Raw genomic sequence first — 19,122 nt, forward strand, 5'->3', positions numbered from 1 at the left:
GCGCGTGACGACGGGACAGCGACTCGGTCCGAGCCTACGGCGGGACGGCCCGGTCGCGGTGTCACGTCCCGCCGGGATCGAGGGCCTGGCGTTGCGTCGGGCTGAGGCGGTCCGGCCGGGTGGTGACGGTGTAGGTCCGGGACGCGAGGCGAGACCCATTTCCTCCTGCCGTCGACGGATCCGCTGGAGGACACCCAGACCGTCGCGCTCTACGGTGTCGGACCCCTGCGGTAGAAATAGCGGCGTCGAGGGACGGCCGGGGCGGGAAATCCGCCGGGTTCCGGGCGTCCGCATGCCGGTTGGCGGGGAGGTCGAGTGGTCGAGGACGAGGACAGCGCCGCGGTGCGGCGGCGCAGCGTCGTACGGGTGGTACCCCCGCTGCGACCTCGCAAGTTGGCCAAGGTCCCGTTCGTGGAGTTGGCCGACGGCCGGTTGCAGGGCGTGGTCTCCAGCGGCTCGGACATCCAGCGGGTGTACGTCTCGTCGGTCACCGCCGGCAGCCACGGCTACTCGTGCAGCACCAACAACAACCGCCCGTGTGGCGGTAACGGTCTGTGCAAGCACCTGCAGGCGCTGGTGGCCGAGGCGGTCGGCCAGTACGGCGTGGCCCGGGTCGCCCGCTACCTCGGTCTCGACGACGCGGACGGTTCGGCCACCCCGGACGATCTGCTGGCCCAGCTGGGCGGCGGACCCGAGCGGACGCCCGCGGCCACCGTGTTCAGCCGGTTCCTGCGGCACCTGTCCTATCTGGAGCTGCCGGAGAGCGCCGACCCGATCCCTGAGCTGCACTGGTTCCCGTCCACCCCGGCGGTGCGCTGATGTTGAGCACCCAGCTGGCCGAGCTGCTGGCCGGCCGCCCGGCCGGGCTCGACGAGACCTTCGACCTGGTGGCCGGGTTCGACGACGGGCTGACCGGTGGGCTGGGTCGCCTCGACCCGCGCGGGACGGCCGCGTTGACCGACCTCGCCGGGGCGCTGGCGGGCAGCCCGCTCGGCGTACCGGTGGCGGAGGCGGTGGCTAAGGTCGCCGCCGGTTCGGTGGGGCAGGAGCAGTTGACCGCGCTGGCCGGTGGGCGTACCGCCCTGCTCGGCGCGGCGCACGACGCGCTGCTGGCCGGCGCCGACGCGGCGCTGGGCCGCTCCCGGGCGCCGTGGGAGCCGCCGACCGCCGACACCGACGCGGGGCCGGCTGTCGACCATGTGCTCGGCGGCGCCCGGTCCTGGCTGCACGAGCTGGCCATCGCCGGCTGGCGCGGCGTCGACCACGACCTGGTCGCCGCCGCCGGCCAGACCATCGACACCCTGTACGCGCAGCCGCGCCTGCGCCGGCTCGCCGTCCTGCTCGACGGCCTCGCGGTCGAGCTGCGGGCCTGCGCACCCGTGGCGACGATGGATCGCCCGCCCGTTCGACGGTGGGCCGACCTGTGGGCGCGGGCGCTGTTGCTGGCGCACGGCGGCGGCTGGAGCGCACCGCCGGGCCCCGGTCCCACGGTGTCCGGCCGGCTGCTGGTCCTCGGCGTCGACGTGCACGAGCACGGCACCGCCGTCCAGCTCCAGGCGCACGGGCTGCTCGAAGCCGACGACGGCGGTCCGTCCCGGCTGGTCCGCACCGGGGTCACCGCCGCGAAGGTGGACACCATCGTCGGGCCCGCCGTGTGGCGGCTGTTCGCGCGCTACCCGGTGCTGCTGGGCGCGCTGGCCGACCGCCGCGCCGTGCGGGTCACCGACCTGCCGCTGCTGCCCGGCGGGGACCTGCTGTGGCGGGACGAGCGGGCCCGGCCGGACGAGGTGGTCGACCCGTTCGCCGCCGCCCGGGTGCGGCTCGCCGGCGCGCTCGCCCCGGCCGTGCCGCCGCTGGACCGGCACCCGGTCCGGATCGCCGAACCGGTGCTCGTCGAGGGTTACCGGGCCACCGTGCGCACCGACGACGGCGCGGTCGAGTTCGACCTGGCCGGCGCGAAGGTCGAGGTCGACCTCGACCGGCTGCCGAGCTGCGGCCCGCTCACCCCGGCCCTGCTGCGCGCCTCGTCGGCCTGCCTGGGCCTGTTGCGCTGGGACGGCGGGCGGTGGCTGCTGCAGCCGCTGGGCGTACAGGCCACCGTCAAGAAGCAGACCACCGCCGTACACACCGGCGACTGGGCGGCCGGACCCACCGACCCCAAGGTGGTCAAGGCCGAGGCCCGCGCCGGTGACGCGGTGGCGGTGCTGCGCGAACGGGCGGGACGGTTGCTGCGGAGATGAGCGGATCGGAGATCAACGCCGACGAGAACCGGCGCCAGGTGCTCTACTGGCGGCTGCTGGCCCGACTGTTCGACCACGAGGAACAACCGGCGCTGGAGGCGGCGAGCGTGGCCGTCGTCGACGACCTCGGCCTGCCGGCCGCGCTGCTGGACCCGTCGGTCTCGGTCGACACCATCGTGCAGCGCTTTCCGGAGCTGGCCGGCGAACTGCGCGGCCTGATGGCCAGCACCGACCCCGCCGAGGACAGCGACCGCCCGGCGGCGGCCGTCGGACCGGACAACCCGGCGTCGTACCGGGCCGGGCCGGCGGAGGTGCGCCGCGCCGCGCTGGTCGCCAAGCTGCTGCTGAACGTCTTCGCCACCGGGTCGGGCAACGTCACCGCCGGGCAGTTGGCCGGCTGGCAGTCCGACGCCGGCTGGCTCGAACAGGCGCTCGGCGCCGAGCCGGGTCAGCTGCGCGGGCGACCGAGCGAAGGCGGCATGGGTGAGGTGCTGGCCGGCATCGAAGGCGACCTGGTCCGCCGGATGCGCCTGCGCGAGGTGCTCGCCGACCCGACGCTGGCCCGTCAACTGACCCCGAGCATGTCGCTGATCGAGCAACTGCTGCGGGACAAGTCCAACCTGTCCGGGGTGGCGCTGGCCAACGCCAAGGCGCTGATCCGCCGGTTCGTCGACGAGGTCGCCGAGGTGCTGCGGACCCAGGTGGAACAGACCAGCGTCGGCACCCTCGACCGGTCGGTGCCGCCGAAGCGGGTGTTCCGCAACCTCGACCTGGAACGCACCATCTGGAAGAACCTCACCAACTTCAGCCCCGAGGACCAGCGGCTCTACGTCGACCGGCTGTACTACCGCCACACCGCCCGGCGCACCACGCCGGCCCGGTTGATCGTGGTGGTGGACCAGTCCGGGTCGATGGTGGACTCGATGGTCAACTGCACCATCCTGGCCTCCATCTTCGCCGGGCTGCCCAAGGTCGACGTGCACCTGATCGCGTACGACACCCGGGCGCTGGACCTGACCCCGTGGGTGCACGACCCGTTCGAGGTGTTGCTGCGGACCAACCTCGGCGGCGGCAACGACGGGCCGGTGGCGATGGCGCTGGCCCGGCCCAAGATCGCCGACCCGCGCAACACCGTCATGGTCTGGATCTCGGACTTCTACGAGTTCGACAGGTCCCAGCCGCTGTTCGACGGGATCGAGGCGGTGCACCGCTCGGGGGTGCGGTTCATCCCCGTCGGCTCGGTGAACAGCTCCAACCGGGAGATCGTGAACCCGTGGTTCCGCCAGCGGTTCAAGGACCTGGGCACCCCCGTCATCTCCGGCCACATCCGCAAACTCGTCTTCGAGCTCAAGAACTTCCTCACCTAGGAGAATCCACCATGACCGACGAGACGCTCCGCGCCCCCGCCGAGGTCAAGTACGCCGACGAGCTCGACTGGCTGGAATCGGTGGACGACGGCCCGAAGCCGTACTCCTGGCGGCTCAGCCCGCGGATGGTCCGGTTGTTCGTGCTCGGTTCCGAACGCGCCGACGGCCTGGACCGGCAGATCGACCAGAAGTGGTTCGGCGACCGCAGCTTCGTCGAACGGGCTATCGTCACCCTGGCCTCCGACCGCGGCCTGCTGCTGATCGGCGACCCGGGCACCGGCAAGAGCTGGCTGGCCGAGCTGCTCGCCGCCGCGATCAGCCGCAACTCGACGCTGGTGGTGCAGGGCACCGCCGGCACCACCGAGGACCACATCAAGTACTCCTGGAACGTCTCGATGGTCATCGCCAAGGGCCAGTCCCGCCAGTCGATGATCCCGTCGCCGATCATGACGGCCATGGAGAGCGGCGTGATCGGCCGGTTCGAGGAGCTGACCCGGTCCACCAGCGACGTGCAGGACGCGCTGATCTCCATCCTGTCCGAGAAGTACATCTCCATCCCGGAGCTGGACGACGACAACATCGTCTTCGCCAAGCCCGGATTCTCGATCATCGCCACCGCCAACAGCCGCGACCGGGGGGTGAACGACCTGTCGTCGGCGTTGAAGCGGCGGTTCAACTTCGTGCGGATCCCGGTGGTGACCAACAAGCGCAGCGAGGCGGAGATCGTCCGGTTCCGTACCACCGAGTTGCTGCGCCGGCACCGGATCGAGCTGGAGGTGCCGCCCACGCTGCTGGACATCCTGCTGCAGAGCTTCGCCGACCTGCGGGCCGCCTCGGCCGCCGCGGGCAGCGACGACGAGAGGCTGGAGTCGGCACTGTCCACCGCCGAGCAGATCGGCGTGCTGGAGGACGCCGTGCTGCACAGCCAGTTCTTCGGCGACCGGACGCTGCGGGCCCAGACGCTGGCCGCCTCGCTGGTCGGGTCGTTGGCCCGGCGCAGCCCGGAGGACCTGGCCATCCTCAACAAGTACTGGCACGGGGTGGTCGAGCCGCGCAGCAAGGCCGACGGTGGCGAGTGGCCGGCCTTCCTGGACGGTGGCCGCGAAGCGATCGCCACCCTGTCATGACGGCGACCCCCACGGATGCCGACCCGGCCGAGGCCACCGCCGGACCGGTCCCGCACCAGACCGACGAGGCGCCGGCCGGCGCAGGCCTCGGACCGGCCGGCACCGGCCCGTTCGGGCGGCTGCGGGAGCAGTTGCTCGACGCGGCCGTCGCGTTCGCCGACGGGCCGGCGGCGTTGCCGGACATCCTCACCGGGCTGGTCGACGACGTCGACCGGGCGCTGCGGGAGGAGGTGGAGATCTTTCCGGTCTGCCACCACTCGCCGGCCTCCGGCCTGGCCATGGTCCGCCGGCTGCGTGAGAAGCAGCCCAAGGTGATCTACCTGGAGCTGTGCGAGGACCTGCGCCCGCTGCTGGACGAGTTGCGCAACTGCCGGCTGCCGGTGGCCCTGCAGGCCTTCGCCTCCGACCTGGACGGCTTTCCGGAGAAGTCCGGACCGCTCAGCGTGGTCGCGCCGATCACCGAGGCGTCCGCCGAGTACCAGGCCATCGCGTACGCCCTGGACACGCCCGGCGTCGAGCTGGTGCTGGTGGACCGCTCCACCGACCACGTCTTCCAGTGGGCACCGCGCCCGGCACCCGGCGGCACCCCGGCCGACGCGCCGCCGCCCGACGGAACGCCACCGGCCGGGACCCCGGCCGGTGGACCTCCGCACGCCGGGACCCCGGCCGGTACCGGCGCGGGTGAGCCGGCGGCCGGGGAGACCGGCGGCGAGGAGGCCGCGTTGCACGGTGACGCGGTCGGCGTCGAGATCGGTGACCTGCGGCCCCGGTTCGCCGAGCTGGAGGAGCACCTGCTGCACCACGGCAAGGTGCGGCACTGGTCGGAGTGGTGGGACCAGTACGTCGAGCAGCCGCTGTCCGGCGCCGACTACGACACGTACCGGCAGGTCATGGTGTTGATCGGCAGCCTGTTCCGGCGGCTGCGCCCGGCGGACGGCGCGCCGCTCACCGAGGACGCCGACCGCGAGCGCTACATGTGGACCCGGATCCGGGAACACCTCGCCACCTCCGGCGTCGACCGGTCGGCCTGCCTGTACGTCTGCGGCGCCTTCCACGCCGCCAGCCGGGTCGAGCAGTTCGGCTCGGCGGGGGAGCACACGTACGAGATCTCCCCCCGGACGAAGACCCGCTGGCTGTACGGCCTGATCCCGTCCAGCCACTCGGCCATCGAGGCGCAGTTCGGGCTGGCCGCCGGTTCGGTGTCGATCGCCGCGGCGACCTGGCGCAAGGCGACCACCCGGTCCGGGCTGACCCCGTTCCAGCTCGCCGGGCCGAAGGGTGCCCGCAAACGGACCGGCCGCAAGCGGGCGGCGGCGGTCGCGGGCGCGCCGGCACCGGTGACCGACCGGCTGTCGCACTTCCTGGCCAGCCCACCGGCGCTGGACCACCTCGACGAGGCGGAGCTGCTCGGCTGGTGCGTGGACATCGTCCGGCTCGCCCGCGGCAACGGCTACCTCGCCAGCACCGCCGACGCGATCGCCGTCTTCGAGACGTCGATCCTGCTGGCCGGGCTGCGCAACCGTGGTCGACCCACTCCGTACGACTTCACCGACGCGGCGGTGACCTGCATCGAGAAGGACACCGTGCCCGGCCGGCGGGACGTGCGCCGGTTGTGCGAGATCCTGCTCGGCGGCGACCGGATCGGCCAGGTCGGCTACGCGGCGCTGCCACCGCTGGCCCGGGACGTGTACGACCGGCTCGCCCCGCTCGGGTTGGACCTGGAGAAGCGTACGGTGCAGCGGGCGCTGCTGGACCTGACCGCCGACCCGCACCTGCGCCCCTGCTCGGACCTGCTGTGGACGCTGCGCCGGCTGCTGCCACCCGGCGCGGTCCGGCCGATCATGGGCGAGCGGCGGCTGGGGGAGCGGTCGGTCCAGGAGAGCTGGGACCTGGCCATCGGCCGGCACCAGCGGGACGTCATCGAACTCGGCTACCAGGGCGTCACCGTCGAGCAGGTGCTGGAACTGCGGCTGCGGCAGGCGGTCCGGGCGCCCGACGCCACCGCGGCCACCGCCCTGGCCGCGGTCGAGGACGCCCTGCTCTACCTGCGTTCGCCCCGGCTGGTCGAGGAACTCGGCGAGCGGGCGGTGCGGCTGCTGGCCGCCGAGCGGACGGTGGACGACGCGCCCGAGGTGCTGCGCCGCATCCGCCGGCTGCTGACCCACTACCGGGCCACCGGGCCGGCGCTGCCGGCCTGGTGCGAGGACTTCGTGACCGTCGGCTACGCGCAGTACTGCACGTTGCTGCCGACCGCCTTCACCGAGGAGCAGACCCCGGCCCGCCAGGTGGCCGCGATGCTCGGTTTCCTGTTCAGCTTGGAGAGCCTGGCCCTGTCGCTGGGTTGCGAGCGGATCCAGCTCGAACTGGCCGTGCGGCAGTCGCACCCGGAGGCGCCGCCCAAGGTGGCCCTGCTCTGGGCGGCCCGCTCGCAGCTCGGCCTGCTGACCCTGGCGCAGTTGCGTGAGCGGTGCGACGAGCTGCTGGCCAACCCGCTGGTCGTACCGGCCTTCCCGTTGTACCTAAGCGGGTTCGTGCAGGCGTTGGAGCCGGTGCCCGGGCTGGCGCCGTTCGTGGTGGAGGTGCTGTCCAAGGCGTTCGCCCGGCTGCCGGACCCGGTGCTGCTGCCGTGGCTGCCCACCCTGATCACCACGTTGCGTGGCCAGGGCGGTGACCTGGTGCCGGTGCTGATCCGCGAAGCGGGCCGGACCTTCCCCGCCGGCCTGGCGGCGCTCGACGGGTGGACTCCGCCGTGGTCCGCCACGGCGCCGACGACCGCGGCGACGGCGGCACCGGTGGCCGCGACGTCCGGGCCGGCGGTGGACCTGCTGGCCGGCCACCCGGCGACCTGCGACGCGGTCGCCGAGCTGCTCGGCTGCGTCCCCGGCTGGGCGGTGCCCGGCGCGGGCGGAGGCGGTCCGACCGGTGTCGCGACGGCCGCCGGACCGGCGGCGGCGCTGCTGGCCCGGCACCCGGACACGGCGGTCGCCATCGACGATCTGCTCGACACGTGACGGGGAATGCCAGTCTCGCACTAGCGCCGAGAGGTTTGTTGTGGAAACCTATTGGCATGACCACTGAGCCGTTATCTGCCGGCGGCGATCCCCGCCGACTGCTGTCCGACGTACGTTCCCTGGCGCACCAGGTGCGTCTCGACCAACGGATGACCTGGGTGGCCCTGCTGGTGCTGGGCGTGGCGACGCTGGTCGGGATCCCGTTCGACTGGCTCGGCATGACCGTGCACTGCCACCCGGACAACAGCTGCGAGTTCGCGCGGTGGGGCCTGCTGTACTACTGGCCCGTGGCGCTCCTGCTGGCCTACGCGGCGATCGCCGTCTCCTATGTGCGGACTGCCCGGGCGCGCGGGCTCGGTGCCCGGGTGGTGCCGTACGCGATCACCGGCGCGGTGACGGCCGTCGGGTTGGCCGCAATACTGGTGGCCGCGCCCCTGTATTTCCGGAGCCACCCGCTGCCGGACCAGCCGCTGCCGTACTGGTGGTTGATCCTGGACCGGTTGCTCATGCCCTGGGGCCTGATCGGGATCGCGCTGTTGGTGCTGGCCCGGCTGGAGCGCAACCTCGGGTTGCTGCTGTTCACCCTCGCCTACCTGGCCCTGGTGCTGCTGGTGGTGCCGACGAACGAGGGTTGGGGACTGGCGGGCTGGGGAGTTCAGGCTCGATTCGCGGTACCGCAGGTCATCATCGGCGCGGTGCTGCTGCTCGGCGCGGCCGGGTTCTTCAGAGCGGCCCGCGGGCGGCAGCGGTGACGGCCGTGACCGGCGCCCCGGACCCGGATGCCGGGCACCCGGTCACCGGGTTGGACGAGGTGGTGCACCAGCGGGCCCGGCTCGGCATCCTGACCATCGCGCACGAGGCGCGCCGGGTCGAGTTCGGCTACCTGCGCACCCACCTCGAACTCACGGCCGGCAACCTCTCCAAGCACCTCAGCGTGCTGGAAACGGCTGGCCTGATCGAGATCGAGAAGGGCTACGAGGGTCGACGTGGCCGCACCTGGATCACCCTCACCGCCGCCGGCACCACCGCGCTCGCCGACGAGATCGCGCGACTGAAAGAGCTCATCGTCCGTGTCGAGACGACCAACGGGCATTAGCGGCAACCGTCGAACAACCATCCCCGCCGCCCGGGGGCACGGCCACCGTGCGCCCGAGGGCGCCGGCCGGGACGGCGGGTCAGGGCTTGCGGGCCACCGCGCCGTACATGGACGCCTGGTCGACCGGGGTGCGTCCGGCCGACCGGGCGTCCGGGCGCCACTCGGTGATCGGCGAGACGCCCGGGGGCAGCAGTTCCAGCCCGTCGAAGAAGGCGGCGATCTGGTCCCGGGTGCGGAAGCTCATCCGGATCTGGCTGGCGTCCGAGGTCGGCGCCGCGCTGGCCGCCACCCGCGGCGGCACCAGGTCGGTGGTGGCGTGCGAGATCACCAGGTGGCTGCCGGACGGCAGCGCGTCGACCAGGGTCCGGACCACCCGGTACGCCTCGTCGTGGTCGACCAGGAAGTGCAGGATGGCCACCAGCATCAACCCGACCGGTCGGGTCAGGTCGAGCGTGGCGAGCAACTCGTCGTCGGTCAGGATCCGGTCCGGTTGGCGCAGGTCCGCGTCGACGTACGCGGTGGCGCCCTTCGGGTTGCTGGCCAGCAACGCCCGCGCGTGGTTCAGCACTATCGGGTCGTTGTCGACGTACACCACCCGGGTGTCCGGCGCGACCGACTGCGCCACCTCGTGCAGGTTGGGCCTGGTCGGGATGCCGGTGCCGATGTCGAGGAACTGTCGGATACCCGCCCCGGCCGCCAGCTGGCGGGTGGCCCGATGCATGAACCGACGGTTCTCGATCGCGGTGGTGCGGATGGCGGGGTAGGCGGCGGCCACGGCGTCCCCGGAGTGCCGGTCGGCCGCGAAGTTGTCCTTGCCGCCGAGCCAGTAGTCGTACCGGCGGGCCGGATGCGGCACGGTCGGATCGATCCGGTGCGCCGCCGGACCGGTGAGCGCCGGACTCTTCATGTCGCTCACCGGCACCTCCCGAGTACGCCGAGTCCAACCCGGCCAGCGTAGTCGGCGGTTGACCGCACGTCACCAGGCCACCGGAGCCGGATCCGGGTCGGACCGGTCGGACGAGGGCCGGACGGGCCGGACGGGCCGGTCGACGGGGTGCGTCGGCCGGCGGGGCACCGTCCGGCCCGACCGTCGTTGCGGCCGCGGCGGCCCGGGTCGTACGATTTCGGCCGGAAATTCGCCCGTCGAGAAGGAATCATGACTACCCAGATCGAAACTCTCGAATTCCAGGCCGAGGCGCGCCAACTGCTGCAGTTGATGGTCCATTCGATCTATTCGAACAAGGACACCTTCCTGCGGGAACTCGTCTCCAACGCCTCGGACGCGCTGGACAAACTGCGCCTGGAGTCGTTCCTCGACAAGGACCTGCGGGTCGACACCTCGGATCTGCACATCGACATCGAGGTGGACCGGGAACAGCGGACGCTGACCGTCCGGGACAACGGCATCGGGATGTCCCGCGACGAGGTGATCCAGCTCGTCGGCACGATCGCGAAATCCGGCACGGCCGAATTCCTGCGCAAGATGAAGGAGTCGAAGGACGCCGCCGCCTCCCGGGACCTGATCGGGCAGTTCGGCGTCGGTTTCTATTCGAGCTTCATGGTGGCCGACAAGGTCGTCCTGCTCACCCGCCGGGCGGGCCAGGACGAGGCGACCCGGTGGGAGTCCGGCGGCGAGGCGACGTACACCATCGAGACGGTCGCCGACGCGCCGCAGGGTACCTCGGTCACCCTGCACCTCAAGCCGGCCGACCAGGAGGACCAGCTCGCCGACTACACCTCCGCGTGGAAGATCCGCGAGCTGGTCAAGCGGTACTCGGACTTCATCGCCTGGCCGATCCGGATGGCCGCCGAACAGCCCGCCGCGCCGGCCGCGGGCGACACCGACGCCGAGGGCGGGACCGACGCCGAGGCCACGCCGGCCGCCCCGGAGACACTCAACTCGATGAAGGCGCTCTGGGCGCGGTCGCGCGACGAGGTGGCCGAGGACGAGTACAAGGAGTTCTACCGGCACGTCAGCCACGACTGGACCGATCCGCTGGAGACCATCCACATCCGGGCGGAGGGCACCTTCGAGTACCAGGCCCTGCTGTTCATCCCGTCGCACGCGCCGATGGACCTGTTCATGCGCGACGCCCGGCGCGGCGTCCAGCTGTACGTCAAGCGCGTGTTCATCATGGACGACTGCGAGGCCCTCGTCCCGGAATACCTGCGGTTCGTCAAGGGCGTGGTGGACGCCCAGGACCTGTCCCTCAACGTGTCCCGGGAGATCCTCCAGCAGGACCGGCAGATCCAGTTGATGCGCCGGCGGCTGGTGAAGAAGGTGCTGTCCACGGTCAAGGAGATGATGACCGCCGACCCGGACCGCTACCACACCTTCTGGACCGAGTTCGGCCGCGCGGTCAAGGAGGGCCTGCTCAACGATTTCGACAACCGGGAAACCATTCTCGAGATCGCCTCGTTCGCCTCCACCCACGACGCGGAGAAGCCGACCACCCTGCGCGGGTACGTGGAGCGGATGAAGGAGGGACAGGAGCACATCTATGTGATGACCGGCGAGTCCCGCTCGATGATCGAGAATTCACCGCACATGGAGGCGTTCCGCTCCAAGGGGTACGAGGTGCTGCTGCTGACCGATCCGGTCGACGAGGTGTGGGTGGAGTCCGTCCCCGAGTTCGACGGCAAGAAGTTCCAGTCGATCGCCAAGGGGCAGGTCGACCTGGACACCGAGGACGAGAAGAAGGCCACCGAGGCGGAACGCGAACAGCAGCGCGCCGACTTCGCCGGCCTGCTGTCGTTCCTCGGCACCAAGCTCACCGAGGACGTCAAGGAGGTTCGGCTGTCGTCCCGGCTGACCACCTCACCGGCCTGCATCGTCGGTGACGCGCACGACGTCACGCCCACCCTGGAGAAGATGTACCGGGCGATGGGCCAGGAGGTGCCGCAGATCAAGCGAATCCTGGAGCTGAACCCGACCCACCCGCTGGTCACCGGGCTGCGGACCGCGTACGAGGAGCGGCCCGAGGACCCCGCGCTGGGCGAGACCGCCGAACTGCTGTACGGGATGGCGCTGCTCGCCGAGGGCGGCGAGCTGCGCGAGCCGGCCCGCTTCATCCGGGTCCTGGCCGACCGCCTCTCGCACACGCTGTAGGTCCGGACCGGCGGGCCGGGCGGATTCCCCGTCCGGCCCGTTGGACGCCGGTCAGCGTTGCACCGGTCAGCGCTGCACCCGGGCGCCGGCGCCGCGCATCAGCGCCTCGACCTCCGTGCGGTTGGCCATCGACGTGTCGCCGGGGGTGGTCATCGCCAGCGCGCCGTGCGCCGCGCCGTACTCCACGGCGGTGGCCAGGTCGCCGGTCTCCAGCAGGCCGTAGACCAGGCCGGAGGCGAAGCTGTCGCCGCCGCCGACCCGGTCCATGATCTCCAGGCCGGCCCGGTGGGTGGCCTCGACGAAGCCGCTCGCCGCCGACCAGGCGATCGCGCCCCAGTCGTTGACGGTGGCGCTGCGTACGGTCCGCAGGGTGGTCGCCACGACCGCGAAATTCGGGTACGCCTTCGTCACCTCACCGATCATCCGCCGGAAGTTGTCCACCTCCAGTTCGGACAGCGACTCGTCGGTGTCCGGCACCTCGAAGCCCAGCGAGGCGGTGAAGTCCTCCTCGTTGCCGATCATGACGTCGACGTGCCGGGCCAGCCGCCGGTTCACCTCCCGCGCCCGCTCCTGCCCGCCGATCGCCTGCCAGAGGCTGGGCCGGTAGTTCAGGTCGTACGAGATGATCGTGCCGTGCCGGCGGGCGGCGGTCATCGCCGCCTCGATGGTGTCCGGGGTGGTCTCGGACAGCGCGGCGTAGATCCCGCCGGTGTGCAGCCAGCGCACCCCCAGCGTGCCGAACAGGTACTCCCAGTCGACGTCCTCGGGGCGCAGTTGGCCGGCGGCGGTGTTCCCCCGGTCCGAGGTGCCGACCGCGCCGCGGACGCCGAAGCCCCGCTCGGTGAAGTTCAACCCGTTGCGAACGGTCCGGCCGATGCCGTCGTACGGCACCCAGCGGATCAGTGACGTGTCCACCCCGCCGGCCAGCACCAGGTCCTCCAGCAGGCGACCCACCTCGTTGTCGGCGAACGCGGTGACCACCGCGGTCCGCAGCCCGAAACAGCGGCGCAGGCCGCGGGCCACGTTGTACTCGCCACCGCCCTCCCAGGCCCGGAACTGCCGGGCGGTGCGCACCCGACCCTCGCCGGGGTCCAGCCGGAGCATGATCTCGCCGAGCGAGACCAGGTCGTAGCGGCACTGCGCGGCGGGACGCGGATTCAGCACGGTTCCTCCTTCAGCGGTTCGAGGTGCGGGACGCGGCGGCCGTCAACGGCCCGAGGTGCAGGACGCGGTGGCCACGGCCTCGGCGGTGAGCCGGGTGACCTCGTCCCACCGGCCGGCGGCCAGCAGGTCCGGGGCCACCATCCAGGTACCGCCGACCGCCAGCACCGCCGGCTGGGCGAGATAGTCGGCCAGGTTGCCGGTGTTGACCCCGCCGGTCGGGATGAACCGGACCGACCGGAACGGCGCCGCCAGCGCCTTGATCATCGCCACCCCGCCGAGTTGCTCGGCCGGGAAGAACTTCACCACCTCGATGCCGGCGTCCAGGGCGGCCTGGATGTCGGTCGCGCTGGACACCCCCGGGAAGACCGGGACACCGAGTTCCTGGCAGCGGCGTACCACCGCCGGCCCGAAACCGGGACTGACCACGAACCGGGCACCCGCCGCGAGGGCCTCGTCGACCTGGTCGGCCCGCAGCACCGTACCGGCGCCGACCAGCAGGTCGTCGTGGCCGGCCATGACCCGGATCGCCTCCGCCGCGGCGGCGGTCCGGAAGGTCACCTCGACCGCGCGCAGGCCGCCGGCCAGCAGCGCGCCGGCCAGCGGGTCGGCGGCGGCCGGGTCGTCGAGCACGATCACCGGCAGCACCCGGGACCCCGCCAGGGTGCCCAGCACGTCCGGTCCGGTCTGCCGGTCCGCGGCCACGTCAGTCGTTCCTCCGCCGGTCAACCCTGGACTCCCTTCGCCGTGACGTCGTAACGGTGGCCCGGACCGCCGGCCCGCGCGTCTCGGGCGGCCGGATCGAGGAGGTCCGGAGCGAGCGTCGCGGTGACCATACCGCCCCGCCCGACCTCCGGAGCGGACACGTCCGTCGATGCCGCCCGTACCCGCGCCGACACCCGTGGCCGGACCGGCGCCCGTGCCCCGGCCGGACCGGCCCGGTGCCGACGATCAGGTCCCGAGCAGTTCGCGGAAGAAGTCCAGCACCAGCAGGTCGTCGTCCGCGCCGCCGCCCTCGTGCCCGTTGAACGGCCACACCTGGATCCGTTTCGGCCCGGCGTAGGCGTTGTACGCGGCGTACACCGTGGAGGGTGGGCAGACGTCGTCCATCAGCGCGGTCGAGATCCAGGCGGGGCAACGGGACCGGCTGGCCAGGTGGGCGTTGTCGAAGTAGTCCAGCGTGCCGAAGACGACGTCCCGCTTGTTCCGGTGCACCGCCAGGTAGCGGCGGACCTCGGCGTACGGGTCGCGGTCGATGAGCGCCACCGAACGCCGGAACGCGCACAGGAACGGCACCCGGGCGGCCACCCCGGCCAGGTCGGGCACCAGCGCCGAGACGGCCAGCGAGATGCCGCCGCCCTGGCTGCCGCCGGTCACCACGATCCGGTCCGGGTCGAGGCCGGCCACGGTGCGGGCGGCCTCGACGGCACGTACCGCGTCGGTGTAGACCCGCCGGTAGTAGTGGTCGTCGGGGGAGTCGACGCCCCGGGTCATGAAGCCGGGCGTGCTGCTCGTCGAGCCGTGCGGGTCGGGCGTGGCGCCGACGCTCCACCCGGCGCCCTGACCGCGGGTGTCCACCACCAGGTGCGCGAAGCCGGCCGAGGCCCACAGCAGGTGCTGGTGCGCCAGGCCGCGGCCACCGCCGTACCCGATGAACTCGACCACGACCGGCAGCGGCCGGTCCGGGTCGGCGTCGGCCGGGGTGACCAGCCAGGCCCGGATCCGGTCGCCGGCGAAGCCGGCGAACTCCACGTCCCGTACGGCGACGGTGCGCAGCGGCGTGACGACAGGTTCCAGCCGTACGTCCAGCGGGTGCTTGCGCGCCTCGGCCAGCGTCCGGGACCAGAACGCGTCCAGGTCGGCCGGTTCGGCGTCGGGGTAGCGGTACGACTCGAGCTGGTCGAGCGGCAGGTCGAACTGTGCCATGTCAGCGCTCCGATCGAGGGGTGGTGGGGTGCCCGTCCGGTATTCGGGGGGCGTACGGGTCAGGGAAGGGTGACGCCGAGTTGGGCCAGCAGGCCGCCGTCGACGCGCAGGTCGGTGCCGGTGACGAAGCTGGACCGGGCGTCGAGCAGGAAGGCCACCGCCTCGGCGACCTCGGCGGCACACCGGTTTACCGCGTCGCCGTCCCGGTCGACCGCCACCACGGTCGCCTCGGCGGCCAACCGCCGTACGGTGGCGCCGCCGATGCCCGCGGCGCCGCCGGTGACCACGACGACCCGGTCCTTCGCTGCGCTCATGCCGGGCCGGCCGGGCATGCCCTCACGGCCCTCGCTCCGCTCGGTGCGTTCGCTCATGCCGGGCCGGCCGGGCATGCCCTCACGGCCCTCGCTCCGCTCGGTGCGTTCGCTCATGCCTCCTCCATCCGGTGCCGTTCGACGGCGGTGCGGAGCGGTCGGCGCGCGGCGGGGGCCGACGCGAGCGGGTAGCCGATCCGCTGCCGGCGCGGGCGCGACACCGTCCCGGCGAAGATCCGTCGGCCTGTAGTACACCACCCGTGGAGTCGGCCCCGGCCGGTACCTGGCACCGATCGATGTGCCACCCCCGTTCGGCGAGCGGCACACCGGCCGGTGTCCCGCCGCCCGGTCGCCGGGGCCGGACCGACCCGACCGGGGCGTCACCGCGTCGGCAGGCCGAGGGTCGCGACGGCAGTGGGCAGGTCGGGGGCGTCGGCGAGGACGTGCAGACCGCCGTCGTTCTGGTGCAGCAGGACGGTGCAGCCGGCCCGGTCGAGCCGTACCGAGACGGTCCGGCCGGCGTACCGGCGGGCCAACCGGGTGACCACCGGCACCGGGTCCTCGCCCGGCGCGGCGCCCGGATGCTGCGGCGTGGGGATCGATTCCGCCGGGTCCGTGGGTACGGCGTCGGCGAACGCCCCGTCAACGTACTCCCAGCAGGTGGCGGCGGCGGATTCCGGACTGCCGTGGTGCGGGAAGTCGTCGGGCAGGGCGGTCCGGGCGCAGAGGTCGACGTTCCAGAGCAGCCCGTGCACGCTGACCGGCTCGGTGTCGTCCAGCGAACAGTCCCGGGCGCTGACGACCAGCGCCAGGTCGAGGCCGTGGGCGAGCCGGGCCAGCTCGGTGATCGGTGGCGCGTCCGGCGAGGTGGCCACGATCAGCAGCCGGGCGGCGGCGCGGCCGTCACCGGCCTGGGCGATGTGTTCCCGCACCGGGTCGGCGTCGGCGGCGGGCAGGGGGACGACGCCGTCGAGCAGGAAATGGTCGATCGGGATGGTGTCGTCGGTGTCGACCAGGTGCTCGGGGCGTACGCCGAGGGTGGCGGCCCACGACGCGAGCCGGTAGGGCTCGGAGAGCTGGACCACCGGTCCGCCGCCCGGTCCGGCGGCGACCTGCGGCGCTCCCGTCTCGTCGCCGGCCCGCCAGTGCAGGTGGACCGACCGGTCGACCAGATCCGTGACGGTGACCAGCAGCTCCGCGTAGATCTTCTGGGTGTCGCGGCAACGGTGGCAGGCCAGCTGTCGTGGCTGTACGCCGGTGCCGCCGCAGTCCGGGCAGGTCGGGTCGGCGGGTCCCCGCTCGGTGCCGGCCGGGTCGGCGAGCCGGCGGGCACAGTCGCAGACGCTCAGCCGCTGGCCGGGTACGCAGTCGGGGCACGGCCCGTACCGGACGGGGTCGCCCCACGCCGACGGCGCCGGCGGTTCGGCACACCGCAGCAGGGCGGTGGTGTGCCGACGGACCACCTGGCCGGTGCGGCGTTCGGTGAGCTGCTCGGTGCGACCGCCGGGCCGCAGGCCGCTGTGCCACCAGCGGCCGTCCCGCCAGACGGCCTGCGCACCCGGCAGCCCGCCGCCGGTGGCGCGGTCGACGCAGTCGGCGACGACCCGACGTTCGAGCCGGCCGGCGTCCATCCGGTCGGGACCGGCGGGGCCGGTCCGGTCGGGTCGGGCGGTGGGCCGGGGGCCGGTCCGCAGCAGGTGGGCGGGCGCGGCCCGGCCCCGGGTGCGCAGGTCGACCAGTGCGTCGGCGACGTCGGTGGCGCGCAGCGCCACCGCCAGGTCGCCGGCCCGGCCACGTTGCGACGGTGGCACGTCCCCGCCAGGCAACTCGTAGCGGACCTCCCAGTTCAGCTCGCCGAGGTCGGTGCGGCGGGCCTCCACCACCAGATCGAGCAGGAGCAGGTCCGCCGTCGCGCACAGCCGGGCCAACCGCCGGCCCGGATCCGGCGCGGCCGGCCGCTCGACGCGACCGAGCACGACCCGCCACGGGCCGCGGTCCCGCTCCACGATCGCGCGGGCCTCCAGCTCGGTGCGTCGGTCCGCCGGCAGGTCGGGACACCAGTGCGCCGGCAGCGGAATGGGCGGCTCCCGATGCGTGTCGTGGGGGAGGCCCACCGTGTCGGCCAGGTCGTCCAACAGCGGCGCCAGGTCCAACCACCAGCCGGCGCCGGACCGGCTCGGCGTGACCCTGCCGGGCGCCACCGACGCCGACGCGACCGCGCCGGTGTCCAGATTGACCATCGTGAAGACCAACTGCGCGCGACGCCGGCCACCCTGCCGGCAGTGGGAACAGCCCGCCGCGACGCTGCCGGCACCGCCGCAGAGCCGGCAGTCCCGGTACGCCTCCCGGCCTGCCCCGCCGTCCACCTGCTCCACCAGGAACCGGTCGCCGTACTCGGTGCACCCGCACGGGCGCAGGGTGAACGTCATTCCGTCGCAGTCCGGACACGCGATCACCAGGGGCGACCTGCCCGGTCGGTCGGCGGCAACACGGAAGAGCACGACGGCATCACCCTTTCCTTCGGCTACGGGACCGGACCGGCCGCTCGCGCCCCATCGTCGGCGGCGGTCGACCCTCCAGCGCCGACGGCGACGGATCCGTTACCCGACTGCCCCCGCTTCGCCGGGCGTCACGCCAGGCGGGTGGCTGGCGGCTCGGCACCTGCCGGCTCGGACGGGCCCCGCTGCGCAGGGCCGGTCCAGGCTTCGCGAGCTGGAGACGCTTCGCCGGGCGTCACGCCCGGGGCTGGGGAATCTGAGTGTCGTCCCAGCGACACTCAGATTCCCCAACCCCGCCGGTCATGCCTGCCAACCGGCGGCGGTAAGCGCGGCGCGGAGCTGGGCGACGACGTCGTCGGGGTGATGTCGGACGTCAAAAGCGGTGAACCGGAGAATTCGGTCACCGGCGATCCAGATCTCGTTCTGTCGGCGCAGGTCGGCGGCCCAGTACCGCGCCTCCATGTGGTGGGCGCCGTCGATCTCCACATGCAGCCGCCATCGCCGCCACCGAGCGTCCAGATATCGGGTACGCCCGCCAGCGTCCACCCTACGTTCCTGCAGATCTGGGACGGGCAGGCGATTCCGGCGACAGAGCCGGACGAAGTCGATCTCGGACAGCGCCTCGGCCCCGCCGGCGATGTCGGCGAGGGTGTGGCGGATCAACCGATGGCGCTTGACGTTCGGCATCCGCTCGACCACCGCGTCGATCTCGGCCGGGGTCACCCGGCGTTGCTGGCAGCCGGCGGCAAGAATGGACTGCGCCTCGTCGTCGGTACGGGCCCACTGCGCCGCGTCGACGAGCGAACGGGCCATCGTGGTCCGGGACGGCCGGCCTGCCTGCCGGTCGGATTCGGGCAGTTGCCGGGTCCGTCGCACCCGCACCGGGGGCAGGCCGAGCGGCAGCCGGTTCAGCAGGCTCGCCACCCGCCGACCGTGCGGCACCAGCACGTCGAGCAGCTCGTACCGCCAGCTGCCGCGCAGTCCGCCGGCCTTGGCCGCCGCCAACCCGGCCAGCATCGCGCCCTCCCCGGCGGCGAGCACGGCCACCCAACGGTGTTGGTCCTCGGCCAGCGGCCCGTTCCGGCTCGCCAGCACATTCGCACAGATCCGGCGATCAAACCCGGGCCGCGTCGCAAGCGGTGTCGGCGCACCGACGCTGTCGCCTCAACGACGGTCCGGTGGCGGCGGACCCGGCCCACGCGGTCCGGCGACGATGGCGCCGATGCGTGGCGGCGGAGCTGTCCGAACCGAGGAACGACGCGATTAACCGCCGGTC

Annotated in this window: 15 protein-coding genes; 8 read left to right on the forward strand and 7 right to left on the reverse strand. The window is 72.9% G+C overall.

The window, feature by feature from the left end:
• Nucleotides 1–315: 315 nt before the first annotated feature.
• From ACFOX0_RS22470 to ACFOX0_RS22500, 7 genes are read left to right on the forward strand one after another with little or no spacing between them, the layout of a single operon-like run.
• Complete coding sequence (locus ACFOX0_RS22470) at nt 316–819, forward strand: hypothetical protein (protein WP_377549294.1); 504 nt, start codon at nt 316–318, stop codon at nt 817–819.
• Nucleotides 819–2,240 carry a hypothetical protein gene (locus ACFOX0_RS22475; protein WP_377549296.1) on the forward strand — a complete coding sequence of 474 codons (1,422 nt, stop codon included), beginning with the start codon at nt 819–821 and terminating at the stop codon, nt 2,238–2,240. The genes ACFOX0_RS22470 and ACFOX0_RS22475 overlap by 1 nt, the downstream gene beginning before the upstream one ends.
• Nucleotides 2,237–3,607, forward strand: coding sequence for a VWA domain-containing protein (locus ACFOX0_RS22480; RefSeq protein ID WP_377549298.1), 1,371 nt, complete (start codon nt 2,237–2,239; stop codon nt 3,605–3,607). The genes ACFOX0_RS22475 and ACFOX0_RS22480 overlap by 4 nt, the downstream gene beginning before the upstream one ends.
• 11 nt (nt 3,608–3,618) lie before the next feature.
• Entirely contained in the window at nt 3,619–4,734 is a 1,116-nt protein-coding gene (locus ACFOX0_RS22485; protein WP_377549300.1) for an ATP-binding protein, read from the forward strand.
• Nucleotides 4,731–7,745, forward strand: coding sequence for a hypothetical protein (locus ACFOX0_RS22490; protein ID WP_377549302.1), 3,015 nt, complete (start codon nt 4,731–4,733; stop codon nt 7,743–7,745). The genes ACFOX0_RS22485 and ACFOX0_RS22490 overlap by 4 nt, the downstream gene beginning before the upstream one ends.
• Before the next feature lie 56 nt (nt 7,746–7,801).
• Nucleotides 7,802–8,497 carry a hypothetical protein gene (locus tag ACFOX0_RS22495; RefSeq protein WP_377549304.1) on the forward strand — a complete coding sequence of 232 codons (696 nt, stop codon included), beginning with the start codon at nt 7,802–7,804 and terminating at the stop codon, nt 8,495–8,497.
• The gene (locus tag ACFOX0_RS22500) at nt 8,494–8,841 is read left to right on the forward strand and encodes a transcriptional regulator (RefSeq protein ID WP_377549306.1); all 348 of its coding nucleotides are present in this window, start codon (nt 8,494–8,496) and stop codon (nt 8,839–8,841) included. Before ACFOX0_RS22495 ends, ACFOX0_RS22500 begins: the two co-directional genes overlap by 4 nt.
• 79 nt (nt 8,842–8,920) lie before the next feature.
• On the opposite strand, the gene ACFOX0_RS22505 is transcribed toward ACFOX0_RS22500, so the two are convergent.
• Nucleotides 8,921–9,748 (reverse strand): SAM-dependent methyltransferase, encoded by an 828-nt coding sequence (locus ACFOX0_RS22505; RefSeq protein WP_377549382.1) that lies wholly within the window; start codon nt 9,746–9,748, stop codon nt 8,921–8,923.
• A 249-nt stretch (nt 9,749–9,997) separates the two neighbouring features.
• Between ACFOX0_RS22505 and htpG the strand changes: the two genes are divergently transcribed.
• Complete coding sequence (htpG, locus tag ACFOX0_RS22510) at nt 9,998–11,950, forward strand: molecular chaperone HtpG (protein ID WP_377549308.1); 1,953 nt, start codon at nt 9,998–10,000, stop codon at nt 11,948–11,950.
• Nucleotides 11,951–12,016: 66 nt separating this feature from the next.
• Here the strand turns inward: htpG and ACFOX0_RS22515 are convergent, their stop codons facing one another.
• The 6 genes from ACFOX0_RS22515 to ACFOX0_RS22540 all read right to left on the reverse strand — a co-directional run bounded on the left by ACFOX0_RS22515 (nt 12,017) and on the right by ACFOX0_RS22540 (nt 18,941).
• On the reverse strand, nt 12,017–13,114 hold the full coding sequence (locus tag ACFOX0_RS22515) for a sugar kinase (protein WP_377549310.1): 1,098 nt from the start codon (nt 13,112–13,114) through the stop codon (nt 12,017–12,019).
• Between the two features lie 42 nt (nt 13,115–13,156).
• On the reverse strand, nt 13,157–13,816 hold the full coding sequence (gene eda, locus ACFOX0_RS22520; protein WP_377549312.1) for a bifunctional 4-hydroxy-2-oxoglutarate aldolase/2-dehydro-3-deoxy-phosphogluconate aldolase: 660 nt from the start codon (nt 13,814–13,816) through the stop codon (nt 13,157–13,159).
• 246 nt (nt 13,817–14,062) lie between these two features.
• Nucleotides 14,063–15,037 carry an acetylxylan esterase gene (locus tag ACFOX0_RS22525; protein WP_377549314.1) on the reverse strand — a complete coding sequence of 325 codons (975 nt, stop codon included), beginning with the start codon at nt 15,035–15,037 and terminating at the stop codon, nt 14,063–14,065.
• A 59-nt stretch (nt 15,038–15,096) separates the two neighbouring features.
• Nucleotides 15,097–15,465 carry an SDR family NAD(P)-dependent oxidoreductase gene (locus ACFOX0_RS22530; protein WP_377549316.1) on the reverse strand — a complete coding sequence of 123 codons (369 nt, stop codon included), beginning with the start codon at nt 15,463–15,465 and terminating at the stop codon, nt 15,097–15,099.
• A 263-nt stretch (nt 15,466–15,728) separates the two neighbouring features.
• Nucleotides 15,729–17,849, reverse strand: coding sequence for a hypothetical protein (locus ACFOX0_RS22535; RefSeq protein WP_377549318.1), 2,121 nt, complete (start codon nt 17,847–17,849; stop codon nt 15,729–15,731).
• Between the two features lie 297 nt (nt 17,850–18,146).
• A complete protein-coding gene (locus ACFOX0_RS22540; RefSeq protein WP_377549320.1) occupies nt 18,147–18,941 on the reverse strand; it encodes an endonuclease domain-containing protein in 795 nt (264 codons plus the stop codon).
• Between the last annotated feature and the right edge of the window lie 181 nt (nt 18,942–19,122).

This window comes from Micromonospora zhanjiangensis, assembly GCF_042650605.1.
In the GTDB taxonomy this organism is placed as follows: Bacteria; Actinomycetota; Actinomycetes; order Mycobacteriales; family Micromonosporaceae; genus Micromonospora_J; species Micromonospora_J zhanjiangensis.

What these genes read in the sequence shown, in the direction of transcription:
- ACFOX0_RS22475 (WP_377549296.1), top strand. Translation starts at nt 819, where the DNA reads ATGTTGAGCACCCAGCTGGCCGAGCTGCTGGCCGGCCGCCCGGCCGGG.
- ACFOX0_RS22480 (WP_377549298.1), top strand. Translation starts at nt 2,237, where the DNA reads ATGAGCGGATCGGAGATCAACGCCGACGAGAACCGGCGCCAGGTGCTC.
- ACFOX0_RS22485 (WP_377549300.1), top strand. Translation starts at nt 3,619, where the DNA reads ATGACCGACGAGACGCTCCGCGCCCCCGCCGAGGTCAAGTACGCCGAC.
- ACFOX0_RS22490 (WP_377549302.1), top strand. Translation starts at nt 4,731, where the DNA reads ATGACGGCGACCCCCACGGATGCCGACCCGGCCGAGGCCACCGCCGGA.
- ACFOX0_RS22495 (WP_377549304.1), top strand. Translation starts at nt 7,802, where the DNA reads ATGACCACTGAGCCGTTATCTGCCGGCGGCGATCCCCGCCGACTGCTG.
- ACFOX0_RS22505 (WP_377549382.1), bottom strand. Translation starts at nt 9,748, where the DNA reads ATGAAGAGTCCGGCGCTCACCGGTCCGGCGGCGCACCGGATCGATCCG.
- htpG (WP_377549308.1), top strand. Translation starts at nt 9,998, where the DNA reads ATGACTACCCAGATCGAAACTCTCGAATTCCAGGCCGAGGCGCGCCAA.
- ACFOX0_RS22525 (WP_377549314.1), bottom strand. Translation starts at nt 15,037, where the DNA reads ATGGCACAGTTCGACCTGCCGCTCGACCAGCTCGAGTCGTACCGCTAC.
- ACFOX0_RS22530 (WP_377549316.1), bottom strand. Translation starts at nt 15,465, where the DNA reads ATGAGCGAACGCACCGAGCGGAGCGAGGGCCGTGAGGGCATGCCCGGC.